This is a genomic window from Cupriavidus basilensis (assembly GCF_000832305.1).
Taxonomy (GTDB): Bacteria; Pseudomonadota; Gammaproteobacteria; order Burkholderiales; family Burkholderiaceae; genus Cupriavidus; species Cupriavidus basilensis_F.
The window spans coordinates 2,308,526-2,327,340 of the sequence record NZ_CP010536.1 but is presented as its reverse complement, the minus strand read 5'-3'; the positions used below and the strand labels follow the sequence as shown (position 1 = coordinate 2,327,340).

Sequence of the window (18,815 nt, the reverse complement as noted above, 5' to 3'; positions counted from 1 at the left end):
GCACCGAAACCGCTCAGGCGTTCGGAACCATCATAGACCCGATCGCGCGGTGGGCATAGGCGGCTCGCGCCTGCAAGAATCCGTGGCAGGGCGCAGCGCTGCAAGGCGCGAGGGCTGAAACGCAGGAATGCAAAACGCCCGCCGGCATGACTGCGGGCGGGCGTTTTGCGCTGGACTGGGCGGCGCGAGGCCGCCGTGCCGGGATCAGGCTGCCAGGGCTTGCACCGCGCCGTTGGCGGCGACCAGGCTGGCTTCGCGGGCTTCGGGGCCCATCGCCAGGCCGTGGGCGCGCACGTACGTGATGTCGGTGATGCCCAGGAAACGGAACACGACATCCACGGTCTGCTCATGCAGGTCCAGGGCGTTGGCGTCCTGGCGCACGCCGCCGCGCGACGACACCACGATCACGCGCTTGCCGCCGGCCAGGCCGACCGGGCCGGTCTCGGTGTACTTGAAGGTGCGGCCAGCCTGGGCGATGCGGTCGATCCAGGACTTGAGCTGGCTGGGGATGCCGAAGTTGTATTGCGGCACACCGACGACCAGCACGTCGGCTTCGAGGAATTCCTTGAGGAAGGCTTCGGTGCGTTGCAGCTCGCTTTGCTGCACGGCGTTGAGGCCGTCCTTCGGGCCGCCCAGCACGGGCAGCAGCGCGCCGGACAGGTGCGCCGGCGCGTCCTGGTCCAGATCGCGCACGGTCAGGGTGGCTTCGGGGTGCTTGGCGCGCAGGTCGGCGACCACCTTGGCGGTCAGGCTGCGGGAAGCGGAATGGCCGCCAAGTACGCTCGAGTCGATTTGCAAGATCTTCATGTTCATCTCCACTGGGGTTCGGGTTGGATGAATGAAAGATAGCGGTCTGCCATTGATGCCGGTAGTGGGGCAAAATAGAACTTATTGTTCCAGGCGCAGAACGCAGGCGTGCTGCTACCCTGGCACGCTCCTACTGCCAAGGATGACCCATGCAAGACCTGAACGATCTTTCTCTGTTTGCCCAGGTGGTCCAGCACGGCAGTTTTTCGGCCGCGAGCCGTGCCAGCGGCGTGCCGAAGTCCCGGCTCAGCCGGCGCATTGCCCAGCTGGAGCGCGACCTGGGGGTGCAATTGTTGCGCCGGACTACCCGGCAGGTGCGCGTGACGCCTATCGGCGAGGCCTACTACGAGCGCTGCCGCGCCATGCTGGCCGAGGCCGAAGCGGCGCGCGAAGTGATCGAGCAGGCTCGCGACCAGCCCGGCGGCACCTTGCGCGTGAGCTGCCCCGTGGCCATTGCCCAGAGCCTGCTGGCGCCCGCCATCGGGCATTTCATGCAGGCCAATCCCGGCGTGCGCATCGAACTGGAAGCCACCAACCGCCGCGTGGACGTGATCGCCGAAGGCTTTGACCTGGCACTGCGGGTGCGCGACGTGATGGACGACTCGTCGCTGGTGGTGCGCACCTACGGCGAGAGCCCGCTCATGCTGGTAGCCAGCCCGGCGCTGCTGGACAGCATCGGCCGCCCGCGCACGCCAGAGGCGCTGGATGGCATGCCGGGCGTTAACCAGAAGCCGCACGACGGCAAGCATGTCTGGACGCTGACCTGCAATACCGGGCAGTCGATCCACGTGCCGTACGATCCGCGGCTTGTCACCGACGAATTCGCCTTGCTGCGCGCGGCCGCCATCGCGGGCGTCGGCGTGGCGATGCTGCCGCGCATGTTCTGCCGCGATGCCATCGAGAGCGGGGAACTGGAGGTGCTGCTGCCGCAGTGGATCATGCCGGTCGGGACGTTGCACGCGGTCTTTCCCTCGCGCAAGGGCATGCCGCCGGCGCTGCGGCGCTTCCTGGATTTCCTTGCCGACATCTTGCCCGAGACGGCCTGCAAGGCGGGCATGCAGCCGCCGCGCCAGCCGGGTATGCATCGGCCCGTCGGCCAGGTCTGAGACACGCCAGCGCAACTTGTGCCTTTACCTTCACCGCGCGGCGCACTAAGGTAAATATGCGTGCCGCGCGTGGAGCCAAAGGCGCTTCGGCTGCAGGCGGCTCATTCGCGCTTTTCTGATGCGGACAAGGAGTGACGACCATGAGTGGTTCTCAGCCATCGCAGGACCTGGGCAAGGCGGTACTGCGCATTGTGCTCGGCGCGCTGATCCTGCTGCACGGGATCTCCAAGCTTATCGCCGGGCCGGGATTCGTGACGCAGGTGGTGACGCAGGCCGGCCTGCCCGTGGTGCTGGCCTATGGTGTCTACATCGGGGAAGTGGTGGCGCCGGTGCTGCTGATCCTTGGCTTGTGGGCCCGGGTCGCCGCGCTGATTGTCGTCGTCAACATGCTGGTGGCGGTGGGCCTCGTCCATGTGAAGCAGCTAGGCATGATGGCCGACACCGGCGGCTGGGCGCTGGAGTTGCAAGCGATGTTCCTGGGCGGCGCCCTCGCGGTCGCGCTGCTGGGTGCGGGGCGCCTGAGCGTGGGCGGCATCAACGGCAAGTGGAATTAGTGTAGCTGCCGCTTGGGGGCGTCCCGAGTGCGTCCTCAGGGCGTCCAGCGGCCCAGCGTTTCGGCCACGAACATGTCGGGCGGCAGCGCGGGGGACCACAGGTAGCCCTGGCCAAGGTCGCAGCCCAGGGCTTGCAGCGCGTCGCGCTGCGCGGGGGTCTCGATGCCCTCGGCCACGCATTCCAGCTTGAGGTCGCGCGCGAGGTTGATGACGTTGCGGCAGATCGCCGCGCGCTGGCTGTTGCCAGGCACCGCCACCACGAACGAGCGGTCGAGCTTGATCTGGGTGAAGGGCAGGTCCGCCAGCAGCTTGAGGGTGGCGATGCCGATCCCGAAATCGTCGATGGCCACGCCGTAGCCGAGCAGGCGCAGGCGGTTCAGCGCGATCGACAGGGCACGGGTGTCGCAGACCGGGTAGCCCTCGGTCAATTCGATATTCAGCAACTGGCGCGGCATGCCGCTGGCTTCCACCATGGCGTCGAAGGCGTCAAGCACGCCGGGCCGGCACAGCGTCTGCGCGGATGCATTGATGCTCAGCGGGATGCGCACGCCGCGCGCCAGCAGCTGGCGCTGCACCGACAGGCATTGCTGGCCCGCCAGCTGGAAGATGGCATCGGCCTCGCCCAGCGCCTCGAGCCTTGGGATGAAGAGGTCGGGCCGGATCAGGCCCATGGTCGGATGGCGCCAGCGGCAAAGCGCTTCCGCGCCGGCCAGCGCGCCGGTGCTGATCCTGAACTGCGGTTGCAGCATGATGACGATGGCGCCGGGCGTCTGCACCGCGGCCAGCAGCTCGCGGTCATCCGTCTGGCTTGGCGCCGCCGCCGGGGCTTCGGCGGTGAGGTCGCGCTCCAGCGCATCCTGCAGGATTTCTTCCAGCACCACCGCCGAGATCGGCTTGCGCACCGCGCGCACATGGGCGAGCCCAACCGAATCGGCCAGGCTCACATGGGAGTCGATGATGTCGTCCTGCAGCGCCGACACCCATACCCACAGGGGCTGGGCGCCGGCGAAGGCGTGGTCCTTGCGCCGGGTCAGCTCGTCCATCATGCCGGGCCCGTTGAGCCCCGGCATCTCGATATCGCAGAGCACGAGGTCGACCTTGCGCGCGGCAAGCAGGTCCAGCGCAATGCGGCCGTCCGCGGCGCAGTGCACGTCGCTGACGCCGAGCTGGGTCAGCAACTGTTCCGCCGCCAGCAATTGGAACGGGTGGTCATCGACCACCAGGGCGGACAGTCCGGCGTAGCGCGTCTGCATGGTTGGCTCGAGATGGGGTCGATGGAAATCGGCCGATGAGAACGGGCGGAGTGGATTCGAGGCAGGCTTCGTCCATAGTAGTGCACATGCTGCACGGCGGGCACGCCTTTGCGCCGGCGTTTGCCGACGTCGGCGCACAGGGTTCGCGCGGCGGGGGAGGGGGCCAGGCGCCGGAAAGCGGGCGATATTCCGTTGCGAGTGCCATCTTGGGCGGAAACGCAGCGCCCAGACCCGCTACAATCGTCGCCCGAGGTATTTGATGATGGCGTTTCGATAATGGGTTTTGGCTGGTTCGGATTTTCGACCTTGTGGCTTGTGCCGCTGGTGTGGCGCCAGGCGGCGCGCCTGCTCGCCGGCGAGCGCCGGTTCTTCAGTGGACGCGGTACGCTGCGGGTATGGCTTGGCACGTTGATCGTGCTGTGCGCAAGCGCTTCGCTCGAAGCGCTGACAGGCGCGGCGGGCGAGGGCGGCATGGCAGGCAGCACGTCGGGCGGCAGCGCCGGGCGCGCGCTGGGCACCCTGGTTTCCGGCATGCTCGGCTGGAGCGCCAGCCTGATGCTGATGCTGGGCGTGCTGGCCCTGGCCGCGCCGATGGTGTTCGGCGAAACCTGGCGCAGCCTGTTCCTGCGCAAGCCCAGCCTGCCGGAGCCGGACGAGGCCGAGCTGGCGCCCCAGCGCCCGCCCGCCCGCGCCGCGCGCGAGCCGGACAGCTGGGAGACCACTCACCTCGGCGCCACGCACACCGCCGTGCCGGGGTCGACCGACTATGTGCCGCGCCACAAGGGCATCGAAGCCGTATCGGCGCGACGCCAGCCAGTGTGGCAGCCGCCGGCGCGCACCCGCAATTCGCCGCCGCAGCCGGGCGAGATCTGGTTGCAGCAGGCCGGGCCGCCGGGTGCCGCCAAGCCGCAGGCCCCTGCGCCCGCCTCGCCGCCACCTGCAGCCAAGGCGCCCGTCAGGCCGGCGCCGTTGCGCACCCCCAGCCAGCCGCAAGCCGCCAGCCCGGCAACCGCGCGCACTGCATCCGTCGCGGCGTCTGCTGCTGGTGCCGCGGCGGCCATGCAGGCCCGGGCAGCCAGTCCTGCCCCGGCTACGGCTGCACGCGCGGCCGTGGCCAGCAGCCCGGTGCGCCAGCCGCAGATGAGCGCACGCTCGGCCATCACGACGCTGCCGCAAGCCAATGTGCGGCCCAATGCGCAGCCCGCCCAGCCCGCCCAGCCCGCTGCAAAGAGCGGGACGACAGCTGCCGCGGTGCGGCCGGTTGTCATGCCGGTAGTCACGCCAGTCGTGACGTCGGTTGGGCAGGACGACGATGCGCGCAAGCACCGAAGCGAACAGGTTGCCACCGTGCCATCCGGGCCGGCAGCGCCTGAATCGCTGTCCGGCCAGGCGCAGGAAACGGAAGTGCTGGAGGCCGAGGCCGTCCCCGCCGTGGCGCCCGCCGAGCCGCAGCCTGTGGTGGTGCTGTCCACCGAGGACATGGCCATTCCCGCCGCTGCATCCGTTGACGCCCCGCAGATTGCGGAGCCGCACGTGGAATCCGCAGGCGCGGCGCCCACCGTGACGCTGGATGCGCTCCGGCTGGAAGCCGAGGCGCTGATGGCGGAGCTGAGCGCACTGGCCAGCGCCTGGAAGTCGACGCGGCCCGCCGCTCCGGCGGCCGACGCGCAGCCGGAGCCGGAAGCCGCTCCCGCAGTTGCCGCTGTTGTCGCCGAGGCAGGCACCGATGTTGTCGCCGGTGGCGCAAGCGAGGTAGCAGCGCCGGTCGTGGCTGAAGCCTCGATCGAAAGCCCGGCCGAAGCAACGGCCGAAGCAACAGCCGAACCCAGCGACGGAGTCGTTGCCGAACCGTCCGCCGTGGATATCGAAGTAGCTGTCCCGGCCGAGCCCGAGGCGCTTGCCTTGCCAGAGGTTGTCCTGGCGCCCGAGGTGGACGAACCGGCAGTGCTTCAGGCGCCGGAAGGCGCCGCCGAGCCGGCTGCGCAGGCCGGAGCAGAGCCGGAAGTAGAAGCACAAGCCGCACCCAATATCCTGTTCGTTCAGGATGCCGAAGCCGACCTGATGCCCGTAGGCGACCCCGAACCTGAAGCCGAATCTGAGGCCGAGCCTGAAGCCGCCACGGAAGAGATCGCCGAAGGCGTTCTCGATGCCAATCTGCTGGTCGAGCACCGCAGCGAGGTTAGCGCTGCCGGCCCCGCGCCCGAGATAGAGGCAGCGCCGGCTCCGCTGCCCGAAACATTGCCGGTCACGCCGCCGGCGCCCAAGCCGCGCATTGTGCTTCCGGCCGTGGTCGGCAAGATGGTGGCGCTCGATGTGCCCGCACCCGCCGCACCCGCCGCATTCGTTGTAACCGCCGCGCCAGCAGCCAGCGCCGTGCCGGCGTCGCAAGTCATTGCCGTCACGCCGCCGCCATCCCGTATTTCGGACTACCGTTTGCCGGACCTGGGCTTGCTGGAAACCGCCACCGCAGACATCCAGCAGGTGACCGAGGCGCAGTTGCAGGAAACCGGCAACCTGATCGCGCAGCGCCTGGCGGAGTTCAAGGTGCCGGTGTCGGTGGTTGGCGCCTCGGCCGGCCCGGTCATCACGCGCTTCGAGGTGGATCCCGCCATGGGCGTGCGCGGTGCGCAGGTGGTCGGCCTGATGAAGGACCTGGCGCGGGCGCTGGGCGTGACCTCGATCCGCGTGGTCGAGACCATTCCGGGCAAGACCTGCATGGGGCTGGAGCTGCCGAACGCGCGGCGCCAGATGATCCGCCTGTCCGAGATCGTGGCAGCCTCATCGTTCCTCGCGCACAACTCGCACCTGGTGCTGGCGATGGGCAAGGACATCACCGGCAACCCGGTGGTGACCGATCTCGCGCGCGCGCCGCACCTGCTGGTGGCCGGTACCACCGGCTCGGGCAAGTCCGTGGCGGTCAATGCCATGATCCTGTCCTTGCTGTACAAGGCCACGCCGGACGACGTGCGCCTGATCATGATCGACCCCAAGATGCTGGAGCTGTCGGTCTACGAAGGCATCCCGCACCTGCTCTCGCCGGTGGTGACCGACATGAAGCAGGCCGCGCACGCGCTGAACTGGTGCGTGGGCGAAATGGAAAAGCGCTACCGCCTGATGTCGGCGCTGGGCGTGCGCAACCTGGCCGGCTTCAACCAGAAGATCCGCGCCGCCGAGGCAGCGGGCGAGCACGTGCCCAATCCGTTCTCGCTGACGCCCGATGCGCCCGAGCCGCTGCGCACGCTGCCGTTCATCGTGGTAGTGATCGATGAGCTGGCCGACCTGATGATGGTGGCGGGCAAGAAGATCGAAGAACTGATCGCACGGCTGGCGCAGAAGGCCCGCGCCGCGGGCATCCACCTGATCCTGGCCACGCAGCGCCCGTCGGTGGATGTGATCACCGGCCTGATCAAGGCCAACATCCCGACCCGGGTGGCTTTCCAGGTCTCGTCCAAGATCGACTCGCGCACCATCCTTGACCAGATGGGCGCCGAGAGCCTGCTGGGACAGGGCGACATGCTGTTCCTGCCACCGGGCACCGGCTATCCGCAACGCGTGCACGGCGCCTTTGTGGCCGATGACGAAGTGCACCGCGTGGTGGAGCACTGGAAGCAGTTCGGCGAGCCCGACTACGACGAGGCCATCCTCGCGGGCGATCCCGCCGAGGCCGCAGCGTCGGACCTGTTCGGCGAAGGTGGTGGCGATGTGGAGGCCGACCTGCTATACGACGAAGCGGCCTCCTTCGTGCTTACCAGCCGGCGGGCCTCGATTTCCGCCGTGCAGCGCCAGTTGCGCATTGGCTACAACCGTGCGGCGCGCCTGATCGAGCAGATGGAAGTGGCGGGACTGGTCTCGCCGATGGGCCGCAACGGCGCGCGCGACGTGCTTGCGCCGGGCCCGGGCGATTGACGTTGGCGGCAGACGTTGCGCCCAACCGGAGACGATGATGGATGCCAAGGGCAACCCGCCGCCTGCGCCACAGGGCAACCTGCTGGCGCAGGTGCCGGTCGACCGCACTGCCGAGCGCTTCGAAGCCTTGCTGGAGCGGCCCGGCCTGAAGATCGAGCGCATCGTCTCGAACGGCCAGGCCAGCCCAAAGGGCTTCTGGTACGACAGCGCGCAGGACGAGTGGGTGCTGCTGCTGAGCGGCAGCGCGGGCCTGCACCTGGACGGCGAGGCCGCGCCGCGCACGCTCGCGCCCGGCGACTACCTGCACCTGCCGGCGCATTGCCGGCATCGCGTGGCGTGGACGGATGCGCAACAGCCTACGGTCTGGCTCGCGGTGCATTGCGAGCCGGCCGCGCAGGGCTGACTGGCGTCAGCGCCCTGCGTTAACTCTCCGCAGCCGGAAACACCGGCTCCCCCAGGTTCAGCATCAACCGGTTCGCCCACGCAAAGATGGCGATCGAGTGAATCAGGTCGAGGATTTCGGCATCGCTCACGCCCACCTCGCGCAGCGCGCGCAAGGTGTCGGCATTCACCGCATCCGGCCGCTCGGTCAGCGCGATCGAGAACTTCGAGATCGCCTGCTCGCGCGCGCTGGTGCCCGCCGTATGCGGGTCCTCGAACACCTGCGTGATCACATCGTTGCGCTTGGCCAGTTGCTCGAAGCGCTGGGCATGCACCGACGCGCAGTACACGCAGCCGTTGATGCGCGACACCACCGTGCTGGCCAGCTCGCGCTCCGCGCGCGCCATGCCGCCGGGGGCGTACATGATGGCGTTGAAGGCGGTGGAGCGCTGGCGCAGGATTTCGGGCTGATGCACCAGGAACAGGTAGTAGTCGGATACCTTGGCCTTGGGATGGCTTTCTTCCAGCACCGCGATCTGCTCTGGCGTGGCCTGGTCCACCTGGACCACGTCCAGCCAGGCTTTCCAGTCGAGCACCTCGTTGGTGAAGCCGTTTGCCTTGATGGGTGCGCTCATGCTGCAGCCTCCTGGGATTGCAGGGTGTTCAGGGCCTTCAGGGCCTTCAGGCCGGCTACCAGGCGCACCTGGTAGGACAGGAAGGCGATCAGCTGCGCCAGCGTCACCACCTCGGGCGTGGCCAGGCCGGCGGCGGGCAGGGCCTTGAGGGCGGCTTCGTCGCCCGCTACCGGGTTCTCGATCAGCGTGCGGGTGAAGGCGAGGATGGCACGCAGGCGCGGATCGGCCAGCGAATCCGCATTGCCTTGCCCGGCCACGGTGACCAGGTCGGCATCGGCGCCGGCTTGCGCCAGGCGCGCGCTGTAATGCGCAACCAGTTCCGGCGCGGGCGTGAGGCGCGCGGCGTACAGCGCCACCAGCAGGCGCTCGGTCAGCGGCAGGCCGGGCAGGGCGGGATCGAACAGCGCGTCATAGCTGCCTTGCGTGGCGGCGGCGACCTTCTCACGCTGATGGCGCAGTGCGTGGGTGGCCGAGCCGGCGGCGAGGCCGGCAACGTTGTCCACCACGTCGGCGGTGGCTGGATTGGCTTGGGTCATGATGGGGTTCTCGGTCTTGACTCAGTGATTTTGTTGTTCGGCAACTCAGGCTTGGCCAGCGTGGCGCGCCACGGCGCGCGCCAGGAAGTCGCGCACGGCGATCCACGATTGCTCGTCCGCCTCGGCATTGGCGGCCGCCGTGCCACCCGTGGTGCTGATGCGTCCGGATACCGGATGCGCATAGACCATCTGGGTGGTCGGCACATACGGGAAGAGGATGGCGTGGCCGGCTTGCTCGAAATCAAGGTGCCTGACGTCGTGGGCATGCCCCGCTTCGGCCAGCTTGTCCGCCACCATGCGCGCATACAGGCTGGAAGGCCAGGAGCCGTCATCGGTCCCCGACAGCAGCATCACCGGCCCGCGGATCGCCTCCACGCGGATGCGGGCGCGCGCCACCGCTTCGGGGTCTTGCAGCGCGGTCAGGATGGCGCGTTCGTGCCGGTGGGGCGCCGGGCCTTCGTCAAAGGGCGCCCAGCTTGCCGTGCGGTTGTTCTCCCACACATGCGGCAGCGGCTTGCCGTGGTGCAGCCAGGCGGGGCCTTCGCGGCCGATGGCGGGATCGGCGGCGTTCTGCGCGCTGTGCACCACCGCGCCGGGCACGTAGCCGATCACAGCCGAGACCAGCTCGGGGAAGGTTGCGCCCAGCAGCAGCACAAGCTCGCCGCCGCGCGACTGGCCCGACAGCGCGATGAAGTTGCGCGCAGGCCGGACATGCTCGCGGATCCAGCGCAGGCCGCACTCGAAGTATTCCAGCGGCGTGTTGGAGATGTAGTCCGATAGCCCCGGCGCCTTGAAGTAGGCCAAGGCCAGCGCGGCATACCCGCGCGAGGCGTAGAGCGCGGCGCGCGGTTCGTTGATGCCGCCGCCCGAGCCATTGAGCACCATCACCGCCGGATGCGGGCCGGGGCCCGCGGGCAGGTAAAGCGTGCCGACCAGCCCGTCCTCGCGCACTTCCCGGCGGGTCACGCCGGCAGCCGCCAGGCGCTGCACCAGTTCGCCGCGTGCTTGCGCGCCATCGGCCCGCACCGTGATCTCGGTCACGAGCGCCCGGGTGGCGTCGGCATGGAACTGCTCGCGGCTGTCGCTATCGACCGGGCGCTGGGACCACAGCAGGCCCATCGGGCTCACGCCCGTGTAGCTGCCCGACAGCGGCGCGTCGCGCTCCAGGTCCACGGTGCCGGCGGCGTTCGCCGCGAACGTGGCTTCGCTGGCCCAGGCCAGCTCCGGGCCGCGCAGCGTGCGCGTGGCGATGGCAATGGTTTCGCCGGGACGCAGTCCAGACACGGAAATCCGCCGCGCGACGTCGATCAGGTCGTCGGCCGGGGTGATATGAAGCTGTGCCATGTCCGCCCCCGCCTCACTTGCCGTCGCGGGTGACCATCATCGCCGCGGTGCGGTCGCTGGTCATCGGCGCCACCTTCAGGCCCTTCCTGGCGGCCCAGATGTTCTGGTAGTGGTAGAGCGGAAGCACGCCTACGTCGTCCGACACCAGCTTGACCGAGCGGCGCAGGATGGCCTCGCGCTTGGGCACATCGAACTCAGCGGTGGATTCGTCCAGGGCCTTGTCCACGGCCGGGTTGCTGTAGTGGCCCCAGTTGGAGGCGCCCAGGCCCTTCTTGGCATCCACGGTGGCCAGCACGTTGACCAGCGCATAGCTGGCCTCGCCGGTGCCGTTACCCCAGGCCAGCATGCTAACCGCGTACTCGTTCTTGTTGGCGCGGCCAGAGTAGACCGACCAGGGCACCACTTCCACCTGGGTCTTGACGCCGATGCGGGTCCAGAACTGGGCAACCGCCTGCGCCGTCTCCGGGCCTTGCGGATAGCGGTCGTTGGGGGCGTGGATGGTCAGCTTGAAGCCATCCTTGAACCCGGCCTCGGCCAGCAGCTTCCTGGCTTGCTCCGGATCGAAGGGGATGTCCTTGACCTCCGGGTTGTAGCCGAAGGTGTTTTTCGGCATCCACTGGTTGGCCACGCTAGCGGTGTTCTGCAGGATGCGGCCCACCACCGCCTGCCGGTTGATGGCGAGCGACAGGGCGCGGCGCACACGCACGTCCAGCAACGGGTTCTGGTCCAGCGGCTTGCCGGCGTTGTCAGTGATGTACGGATTGGGGCCGGGCTTGAAGCTGGGCTGCAGCAGCATCACGCGCAGGCCGGCATAGGGAAACACGCTGATGCTGGGCGATTGCTTGAGCTTGGCCAGGTCCGACACCGAGACTTTGTCGATCACATCGACGTCGCCGGACAACAGCGCGGCGGTGCGTGCCGGGCCGTTGTTGATGTAGCGGTAGCTGACCTGCTGCCAGGCTGGCTTGCCGCCCCAGTAGCCATCATTGCGCGCCATCATCACGCGATCGCCTGGCGTGTAGGAGATGAACTTGTACGGACCGGTGCCAACCACGGCGCGGCCGCTGTTGTAGTCCTCGGTGCTGGACTTCTCGCCGACGTGCTTGCTGACGATGTGGATCGAGGCCAGGTTCAGGGGCAGATCCGGGTTGGGGATATTGGTCTTGATGACCAGGGTGTACGGATCCTTGGCATTCATCGACTCGATGGTGCGCAGGTAGCCCGCGTACGACGCCACGCTGCCCGGCACGTTGCGCGCGCGCTGGTAGGAGAAGATCACGTCTTGCGCGCCGAAGGGCTTGCCGTCTTGCCACTTCACGTCGCGGCGCAGCTTGAACTCCCAGGTCTTGTCGTCCAGCGCTTTCCACGACAGGGCCAGCCCCGGCTGCAGCTTGTTGTCCTTGTTTTCGATCAGCAGGTCCCAGAAATGCAGGTCGACGGAGCGGTCGCCGGCATGGTTGTTGAGCTGCGGGTCCAGCGACGAAAGCGGATCGGCAAACGCGATTGACAGGGACTGCGCGCTGGCCGCGCCGGCGCAGAGCATGGCGGCAACGGCGGCGCTGATCGAGAGGGACAGCAGGCGTTTCATGGGCAGGTTTCCTCGGGGCGTGAGAAGGGTTGAGAGGCGTGGCGCGCATTGGCCAACAGTTAGCCAACAGTTAGCCAGCCGATGTGCAACATCTAGCCAGCCTCGTTCAGGTGGCAGGCGCTGAGATGGTTCACGGCGATGCCGCGCAGGCGCGGCACCTCGGTCCGGCAGCGCGCCATGGCATGCGGGCAGCGCGGATGGAAGTGGCAGCCCGGTGGCGGCGCCAGCGGGCTGGGGATCTCGCCTCTGATGGCGGTGAAGATCTTGTGGCGCGAGTCCAGGCGCGGGATTTCCGCCAGCAGCGCCTGTGTGTACGGGTGGTTGGGCTGCCGGAAGATCTCTTCCGTCGGCGCGCTCTCCACCACGCGGCCCAAGTACATGATGACCACGCGGTCCGATACGTGCTCGACCACGCCAAGGTCGTGGCTGATAAAGAGATAGGTCAGGCCAAGCTGCTCGCGCAGGTCCATGAACAGGTTGAGCACCTGCGCCTGGATCGACACGTCCAGCGCGGCCACCGCTTCGTCGCACACCAGCAGTTCCGGCTGCACGGCAAGTGCGCGCGCAATGCCGATGCGCTGGCGCTGCCCGCCGCTGAACTGATGCGGGTAGCGCTGGCGCAGGGCCGGGTCCAGCCCGGCGCGCTCCAGTTGGGCGCTGACGTAGTCGTCGAAGCCGGCCGCGTCCACCAGGCCGTGCAGGCGCGCGCCTTCGCCGACGATGCGGTCCACGCGCAGGCGCGGGTTGAGGCTGGCGTACGGATCCTGGAACACCATCTGGATCTTCAACCGCAGTGCGCGGCGGGCGCTGGCGTCCAGGCCCTCGATGCGCTGGCCGTCCACGCGGATTTCCCCCGCTGAAGGTTGCAGCAGGCCGGCCACCATGCGGCCAAGCGTGGACTTGCCGCAGCCGGATTCGCCGACCAGGCCGACCACTTCGCCACGGCGGATCTGCAGGTCCACCCCGTCCACGGCGTGCGTGACCGGCGCGGGTACCGACCAGCCCATGCGCTGCAGCGCGCGGCCAATGCGGCCGGGATGCTGCTCACCAAAGCGCTTGGCGAGATGGCGGGCATCGATCAGGGCAGGTAATTGCGGCTGCTCGCCGGCAGCGTGTTCAGTCGGTTTCATGCGAACTCCGCGGCAATGGCCGGTTGGCCCGGATGGAAGCAGCGCACCTGGCGCAGCGCTTGCGGCGAGGTGATGGCGGGCGCCTGCACGCACGCCCCGGAGACGCGCGGGCAGCGCGCCGCGAAGGCGCAGCCGGGCGGCATCGTCAGCAGGTTGGGCGTCATGCCGGGGATCTGGCGCAGCCGCTGGCCGCGCTGGTTCAGGCTGGGCAAGCTGCCGATCAGGCCGGCGGTGTAGGGGTGCAGTGGATGGTCCAGTACGGCATCGACCGGCCCTTGCTCGACGATGCGCCCGGCGTACATCACGGCGACTTCATCGGCCAGCCCGGCCACCACGGACAGGTCGTGCGTGATCCAGATCAGCGCGGTGCCGTGCAGGCGCGCCAGCTTCTGCACCTCGGACAGGATCTGCGCCTGGATGGTGACGTCCAGCGCGGTGGTGGGCTCGTCGGCAATGATCAGGTCGGGCCGGTGCAGCATGGCGATGGCAATCGCCACGCGCTGGCGCATGCCGCCGGAGAGCTGGTGCGGATAGGCGCGCAGGCGCTCCTCCGGGCTGGGGATGCCCATCATGCCCAGCGTATCGCGCGCCAGTTCGCGCGCCTGTTTGTGGCTCGCCGGGCTATGCGCGCGCACCGCCTCGATCATCTGGGCGTCCACCCGCATCACCGGGTTGAGCGTCATCATCGGATCCTGGAAGATCATCGCGATGCGGTTGCCCTGCAACTGGCGCAGCTCAGCGGGCCGCATGCGGGTCAGCTCGCGTCCCTGGAACAGGATCTCGCCGCCGGCAATGCGTCCCGGCGGATCCACCAGGCCCATGATGGAAAACCCCGTGACCGATTTGCCGGAGCCGGATTCGCCCACCAGCCCGAGAATGCGGCCGCGCGGCACGGTAAAGGAGACGTCGTCGACTGCCGGCAGCACGCCGGCGCGGGTTTCGAAGTGCGTGCGCAGGTGGCGGACCTCCAGCGTCGGCACGGCGTTGTCGATGTCCGGCGCCGTCATTTCTGCAACCTCGGGTTGAGCACGTCGCGCAGGCGGTCGCCCACCAGGTTGATGGCCACCACCGTGACCAGCAGCGCGACGCCGGGGAAGAAGCTGATCCAGTACTCGTCGGACAGCATGAACTGATAGCCGTTGGCAATCAGCAGGCCCAGCGAGGGCTCGGTCACCGGCACGCCCAGGCCAAGGAACGACAGGGTAGCCTCCAGCGTGATGGCACGCGCCACCTGCAGCGAGGCGATCACGATCAGCGGCGGCAGGCAGTTCGGCAGGATATGGCCCACCACGATGCGCCAGTTGGAAATGCCCTGGCCGCGAGCGGCTTCCACGTACTCGCGCCGGCTTTCCACCAGCGCCTGGCCGCGCGCGGCGCGGGCGTAGTAGGCCCACTCCAGGATCACGAGTGTCAGCACCACATTGGTCACGCCCTTGCCGAGGAAGGCCAGGATCATCATCGCGACCAGGATCGACGGGAACGACAGCAGCAGGTCCACGGTGCGCATGATCACGCTGTCCACGCGGCCGCCGGCATAGGCGGCCAGCAGGCCAAGCAGGGTGCCGATGACGCCGGCGATCAGCGCCGAGCCCACGCCCACGCTCAGGCTGATGCGCAGGCCGTAGAGGATGCCCGAGAAGATGTCGCGCCCCTGGCCGTCGGTGCCGAGCCAATAGCTGTAGGCGCCGGCGCCGCTTGGCGTGCCGGGCGCGAGGCGCGCGTCCATGACGTCGAGCTGGAGCAGGTCATACGGATTCTGCGGGGTGACCAGCGGTGCAAAGACCGCGGCCAGCACCAGGATCGCCAGCAGCACCAGGCCAAACACGGCGGTGCGCGAGGCGAAGAAATCCGCCGCCATGCGGCGCCACGGCGATTCCCGGCGCAGCGCCTGGGGCGCCGCCGGGGCGGTGGCAACGGGGTTGTCGATGGCGCTCATGTGGCGGCCTCCAGCCGCACGCGCGGGTCGAGCAGCTTGTAGAGAATGTCCACGATCAGGTTCAGCGTGACAAATAGGCACACCACCACGATCAGGTAGGAAACGATCACCGGGCGGTCGAGCGCGTTGATGCTGTCGAGAATCAGCTTGCCGGCGCCGGGCCAGGCGAAGATGCTCTCGGTCACCACGGCAAATGCGATGGTCGAGCCGAACTCCAGCCCCAGCACGGTGACCAGCGGAATCATCGTGTTGCGCAGCACATGGCCCAGCACCACGCGGATCGGCGACAAGCCCTTGGCGCGCGCGAACCTGACCCAATCCTGCGGCAGCACCTCGCGCACGCCGGCGCGGGTCAGCCGCAGCACCAGCGACACCTTGAACAGCGACAGGTTGATGGCCGGCAGGATCAGGTGGCGCAGGCCGTCGGTGGTCAGCCACGACCACGGCACGCCCAGCCACTCGGCGGTGGCGCCGCGCCCGCCCGAGGGCAGCCAGCCCAGCCGCACGCTGAAGGCCATGATCAGCATCAGCCCGACCCAGAAGGTCGGCAGCGAGAAGCCGACGATGCTGCCGGTCATCAGCAAGCGCGAGACCGGATGCTCCGGATACAGCCCGGCAAAGAGGCCGCAGGGTACGCCCACCAGCACCGCCAGCAGCAGCGCCGCCACGGCGAGCTCCAGCGTGGCGGGCAGCCGCTGCAGGATCAGCCCGATGGCGGGCACGTTATAGACAAAGCTGTTGCCCAGGTTGCCGTGCAGGGCGCCTTGCAGGAAGGCGAGATACTGGCGCCAGAGTGGCTGGTCCAGCCCCAGCCTGGCGATGATGCGCGCGCGCTCGACCTGGTCCACGTCCTGGCCGATCAGGATATCGACCGGGTTGCCGATCGCGTGCAGGCCGGCAAACACGATCACCGTCATCGCCAGCACGACCAGCAGCGATTGCGCCAGCCGCCTGGCCAGCCATCGGATCGGCCAGCGGCTCATGATGCGTTCGCCGCGTCGCTGGGCAGCGCCGGGGGTGGCCCGGCGGGAATCCACTCATCGCCGAACACCTCGGGCTCGTCGAAGGCTTCCATATTGGCGTAGTGCAGCGCCACGTCTTCCTGGTAGAGCAGCGCGGCGATGCCTTGGCCGAGGCGCCTGGCGCCGTCGCTGATGGCGGGGATGTCGCCCGATACCGTGCCGTGCGTCAGCGCCGCCGGATAGCAGAAGCAGTGGATGCGCGACAGGCCGGGGCATGCGTGCGCCGTCTTCTCCAGGAATTCGAAGGCCGGGCCAAGGTCCGGCGAGTCCGACAGCTCCTGGTCTTCCTGCCCCGCGGCCGGCGTGTAGCGGTCACGCCAGTAGCGGATATGGCGCGCGAAGGCGCCGAACTCCTCGCGCGTCTCCAGCGCGATACGAAAGCCGGTGGAGAAGATCAGGAAATCCAGCTCGAACGCGCCCTTGGGCGTATGCACCAGCAGCGCGTCCCCGGCTTGTTCGATGCGCTCGATGGGGCAGGCCAGGTTGAAACGTGCATTCTCGTGGCGGGAGACGCGCAGCGTGCTGCCGCGCGGCGGTGGCACCTGCTGCGCGTTGATGTAGTGGCGGATGCGCCATTTCCAGTCATCCGGCAGGCTCGGGTGGCCATGCGTGAGGCCAGGGTTGCCCGCGCCCTTGCCCTTGTTGACGCGCGGGATGTCGGCGCGCCGGATCAGCAGGTCCACGCTGGCCGCGCCCGCTTCCAGCGCGGTGGCGGCGCTGTCCATGGCCGACGCGCCGGCGCCGATCACGCCCACGCGCTTGCCACACAAGGTGGTGTAGTCGAACACATCGCTCGAGTGCGCCCAGCGCGAGCGCGGCAGGTCCTGCGCGAAGGGCGGCACATGCGCGCCGCCCAGGCCGTCGCGGCCGGTGGCCAGCACCACGCGGCGCGCCAGCACGCTCAGCGCGCCGGCGGGGGAGCGGAGTTCCAGTGCCACCAGGCCATCGGGGCGGGGCACCACACGCTCGACCACATGTTCGTTGCGCACGTCCAGGTCCAGCACCCGGCGGTACCAGCGCAGGTAATCCATCCATTGCAGCCGCGGGATCTTGTCCAGCGCTTCCCAGGCGCTGGCGCCGAACTGTGCCTCGAACCAGGCTCGGAAGGTCAGGGCGGGCAGGCCGAGCGCGGGGCCGGTGAGTTGCTTGGGCGAGCGCAGCGTTTCCATGCGCGCGGTGGTAGCCCAAGGGCCTTCGAAGCCTTCCGGCGAACGATCGAAGATGCGCGCGTTGATGCCCAGGTGCTTGAGCGTAGCCGCCGCGGCCATGCCGGCCATGCCGCCGCCGATCACGGCAACGTCCAGCACCGGCTTGCCGTCATGCGTGCGAGCCACGGTCCAGCTTTTGGCCGGGAGTTCCAGCCAGGACAGGTCCTGGCGCAGGCGCGCTTCCAGGGCGGCAAGGCCGGCGGCGTTGGCGGCGGCCGGGCAGGTGTCAGCGGGCGAGTTCATAGGTCGGTGTGTTCCGTGTCGTAGGGCGTGCCGGCGGCCGGCTCGGTGGCGGTGGCGTCGCCATACAGCGCTTGCAGCAGCGCACCATGCTGTTCCGGGCCGCGTTGGGTGAAATCCGGCAGCAGCGCGCGGGCCGCGTCGGCCAGCGTGTCGATCAGCGCCAGCACCGCAGCGCTGGCCGGCCTGGCCTGCGGGGTGATCACGCCAAAGTAAAAGGGAATGTCGGCATCGATCGGGCGCACCACGATATCGGCCAGCGGCACGCCGCGCGCGGTCACTGGCTCTAGCACGGCAATGCCCAGCCCGGCGCGCACGGCGGTGAGCGCATTGAGCGAGGAGTTGGTGTCGATCAGCGCGGCCGGCTCCACCCCGGCGCGGGCAAACGCCTCGTCCAGGCGGCGGCGCAGCCGGTAGGGATTCTGCATGGTGACGATGCGCCGGCCGCTGCAGGCTGACAGCGCAATCGTAGCCAGCGCCGCCAGGGGATCGTCGGCACGCACCGCGGCCACGCAGGCAGCTTGTCCGATCCAGTGCACGGTGACGCCGCGATGCTCCAGCGGCAAGCTGGTCAGGCCGATCTCGGCCGCGCCGGTCAGCACCGAATGCACGACTTTTTCGGGGGAGGCGCTACTGATATGGATATGGCTGGCGTGGGCTGCCCCGCTTGCCACCCCGGCCGCCCCGGCCGTCGCATGGTCCGGCTGGTGGCCGGCCAGGGCCAGGGGCAATAACCCGGCCGCCAGGGCCGGCGTGGCCGCGATCTGCAGCGAGCGGTTTTCCTCGCGGGCGATTTCAGCGGCGCGGGCGCGGATCTGTTGCAGGCCAACCAGCGCGTGCTCTACCTCCTCGTACAGCAGGAAGCCGCGCTCGGTCGGGCTGACGCGCGGCCCGCTGCGGGCAAAGAGGGCAAAGCCGATCTCGCTTTCCAGCTCCTGGATCAGCCGCGTGATGGCCGGCTGGGAGCGCCCCAGCAGGCGCCCGGCGGCGGTCACGCTGCCGCTGGTCATGACTGCCGCGAAGGCTTCCAGTTGCCGGATTTCCATGGGGGCCCGAGTTGCTGATGCTATGTATGTGTTTTGTGGATTCTCGCCCCGCTAGCATTCGGATTGCAAATACTATTTTCGTATGTGCTCATGCGGCACAAAGTGGGTGCGCGCCGGCGTCGC

Annotated in this window: 14 protein-coding genes and 1 pseudogene; 4 read left to right on the top strand and 11 right to left on the bottom strand. The window is 68.7% G+C overall.

The features are described from left to right. Positions 1 to 204: 204 nt before the first annotated feature. Positions 205 to 807: an FMN-dependent NADH-azoreductase gene (locus RR42_RS10870; RefSeq protein WP_043346537.1), complete on the bottom strand. Its 603-nt coding sequence runs from the start codon at positions 805 to 807 to the stop codon at positions 205 to 207. A gap of 149 nt (positions 808 to 956) precedes the next feature. On the opposite strand from RR42_RS10870, the gene RR42_RS10865 reads away from it, so the two are divergent. Next, positions 957 to 1,913, top strand: coding sequence for a LysR family transcriptional regulator (locus RR42_RS10865; protein ID WP_043346535.1), 957 nt, complete (start codon positions 957 to 959; stop codon positions 1,911 to 1,913). A gap of 140 nt (positions 1,914 to 2,053) precedes the next feature. Continuing rightward, the gene (locus RR42_RS10860) at positions 2,054 to 2,467 is read left to right on the top strand and encodes a DoxX family protein (RefSeq protein ID WP_043346532.1); all 414 of its coding nucleotides are present in this window, start codon (positions 2,054 to 2,056) and stop codon (positions 2,465 to 2,467) included. 35 nt (positions 2,468 to 2,502) lie between these two features. On the opposite strand, the gene RR42_RS10855 is transcribed toward RR42_RS10860, so the two are convergent. After that, positions 2,503 to 3,720 (bottom strand): EAL domain-containing protein, encoded by a 1,218-nt coding sequence (locus RR42_RS10855; RefSeq protein WP_043346530.1) that lies wholly within the window; start codon positions 3,718 to 3,720, stop codon positions 2,503 to 2,505. Positions 3,721 to 3,996: 276 nt separating this feature from the next. Between RR42_RS10855 and RR42_RS10850 the strand changes: the two genes are divergently transcribed. Further along, the gene (locus RR42_RS10850; RefSeq protein WP_043346528.1) at positions 3,997 to 7,626 is read left to right on the top strand and encodes an FtsK/SpoIIIE family DNA translocase; all 3,630 of its coding nucleotides are present in this window, start codon (positions 3,997 to 3,999) and stop codon (positions 7,624 to 7,626) included. 34 nt (positions 7,627 to 7,660) lie between these two features. After that, complete coding sequence (locus tag RR42_RS10845; protein WP_144409814.1) at positions 7,661 to 8,029, top strand: cupin domain-containing protein; 369 nt, start codon at positions 7,661 to 7,663, stop codon at positions 8,027 to 8,029. A 19-nt stretch (positions 8,030 to 8,048) separates the two neighbouring features. On the opposite strand, the pseudogene RR42_RS41720 reads toward RR42_RS10845, so the two are convergent. The 9 genes and pseudogenes from RR42_RS41720 to RR42_RS10795 form a co-directional block, all read right to left on the bottom strand. Then, positions 8,049 to 9,178, bottom strand: a pseudogene (locus tag RR42_RS41720) (CMD domain protein). 45 nt (positions 9,179 to 9,223) lie between these two features. Continuing rightward, on the bottom strand, positions 9,224 to 10,522 hold the full coding sequence (locus tag RR42_RS10830) for an acyl-CoA thioester hydrolase/BAAT C-terminal domain-containing protein (RefSeq protein WP_043346519.1): 1,299 nt from the start codon (positions 10,520 to 10,522) through the stop codon (positions 9,224 to 9,226). Positions 10,523 to 10,535: 13 nt separating this feature from the next. Further along, positions 10,536 to 12,110 (bottom strand): ABC transporter substrate-binding protein, encoded by a 1,575-nt coding sequence (locus RR42_RS10825; protein WP_043346515.1) that lies wholly within the window; start codon positions 12,108 to 12,110, stop codon positions 10,536 to 10,538. 92 nt (positions 12,111 to 12,202) lie between these two features. Further along, entirely contained in the window at positions 12,203 to 13,240 is a 1,038-nt protein-coding gene (locus RR42_RS10820) for an ABC transporter ATP-binding protein (RefSeq protein ID WP_052494593.1), read from the bottom strand. Continuing rightward, entirely contained in the window at positions 13,237 to 14,247 is a 1,011-nt protein-coding gene (locus RR42_RS10815; protein WP_043346513.1) for an ABC transporter ATP-binding protein, read from the bottom strand. The genes RR42_RS10820 and RR42_RS10815 overlap by 4 nt, the downstream gene beginning before the upstream one ends. Further along, the gene (locus tag RR42_RS10810) at positions 14,244 to 15,176 is read right to left on the bottom strand and encodes an ABC transporter permease (protein WP_043346510.1); all 933 of its coding nucleotides are present in this window, start codon (positions 15,174 to 15,176) and stop codon (positions 14,244 to 14,246) included. Before RR42_RS10810 ends, RR42_RS10815 begins: the two co-directional genes overlap by 4 nt. Then, positions 15,173 to 16,159, bottom strand: a complete 987-nt coding sequence (locus RR42_RS10805; protein ID WP_043346505.1) for an ABC transporter permease — start codon at positions 16,157 to 16,159, stop codon at positions 15,173 to 15,175. Before RR42_RS10805 ends, RR42_RS10810 begins: the two co-directional genes overlap by 4 nt. Then, on the bottom strand, positions 16,156 to 17,649 hold the full coding sequence (locus RR42_RS10800) for an NAD(P)-binding domain-containing protein (RefSeq protein WP_043346501.1): 1,494 nt from the start codon (positions 17,647 to 17,649) through the stop codon (positions 16,156 to 16,158). The genes RR42_RS10805 and RR42_RS10800 overlap by 4 nt, the downstream gene beginning before the upstream one ends. Continuing rightward, entirely contained in the window at positions 17,646 to 18,692 is a 1,047-nt protein-coding gene (locus RR42_RS10795; RefSeq protein WP_043346498.1) for a LysR family transcriptional regulator, read from the bottom strand. Before RR42_RS10795 ends, RR42_RS10800 begins: the two co-directional genes overlap by 4 nt. Between the last annotated feature and the right edge of the window lie 123 nt (positions 18,693 to 18,815).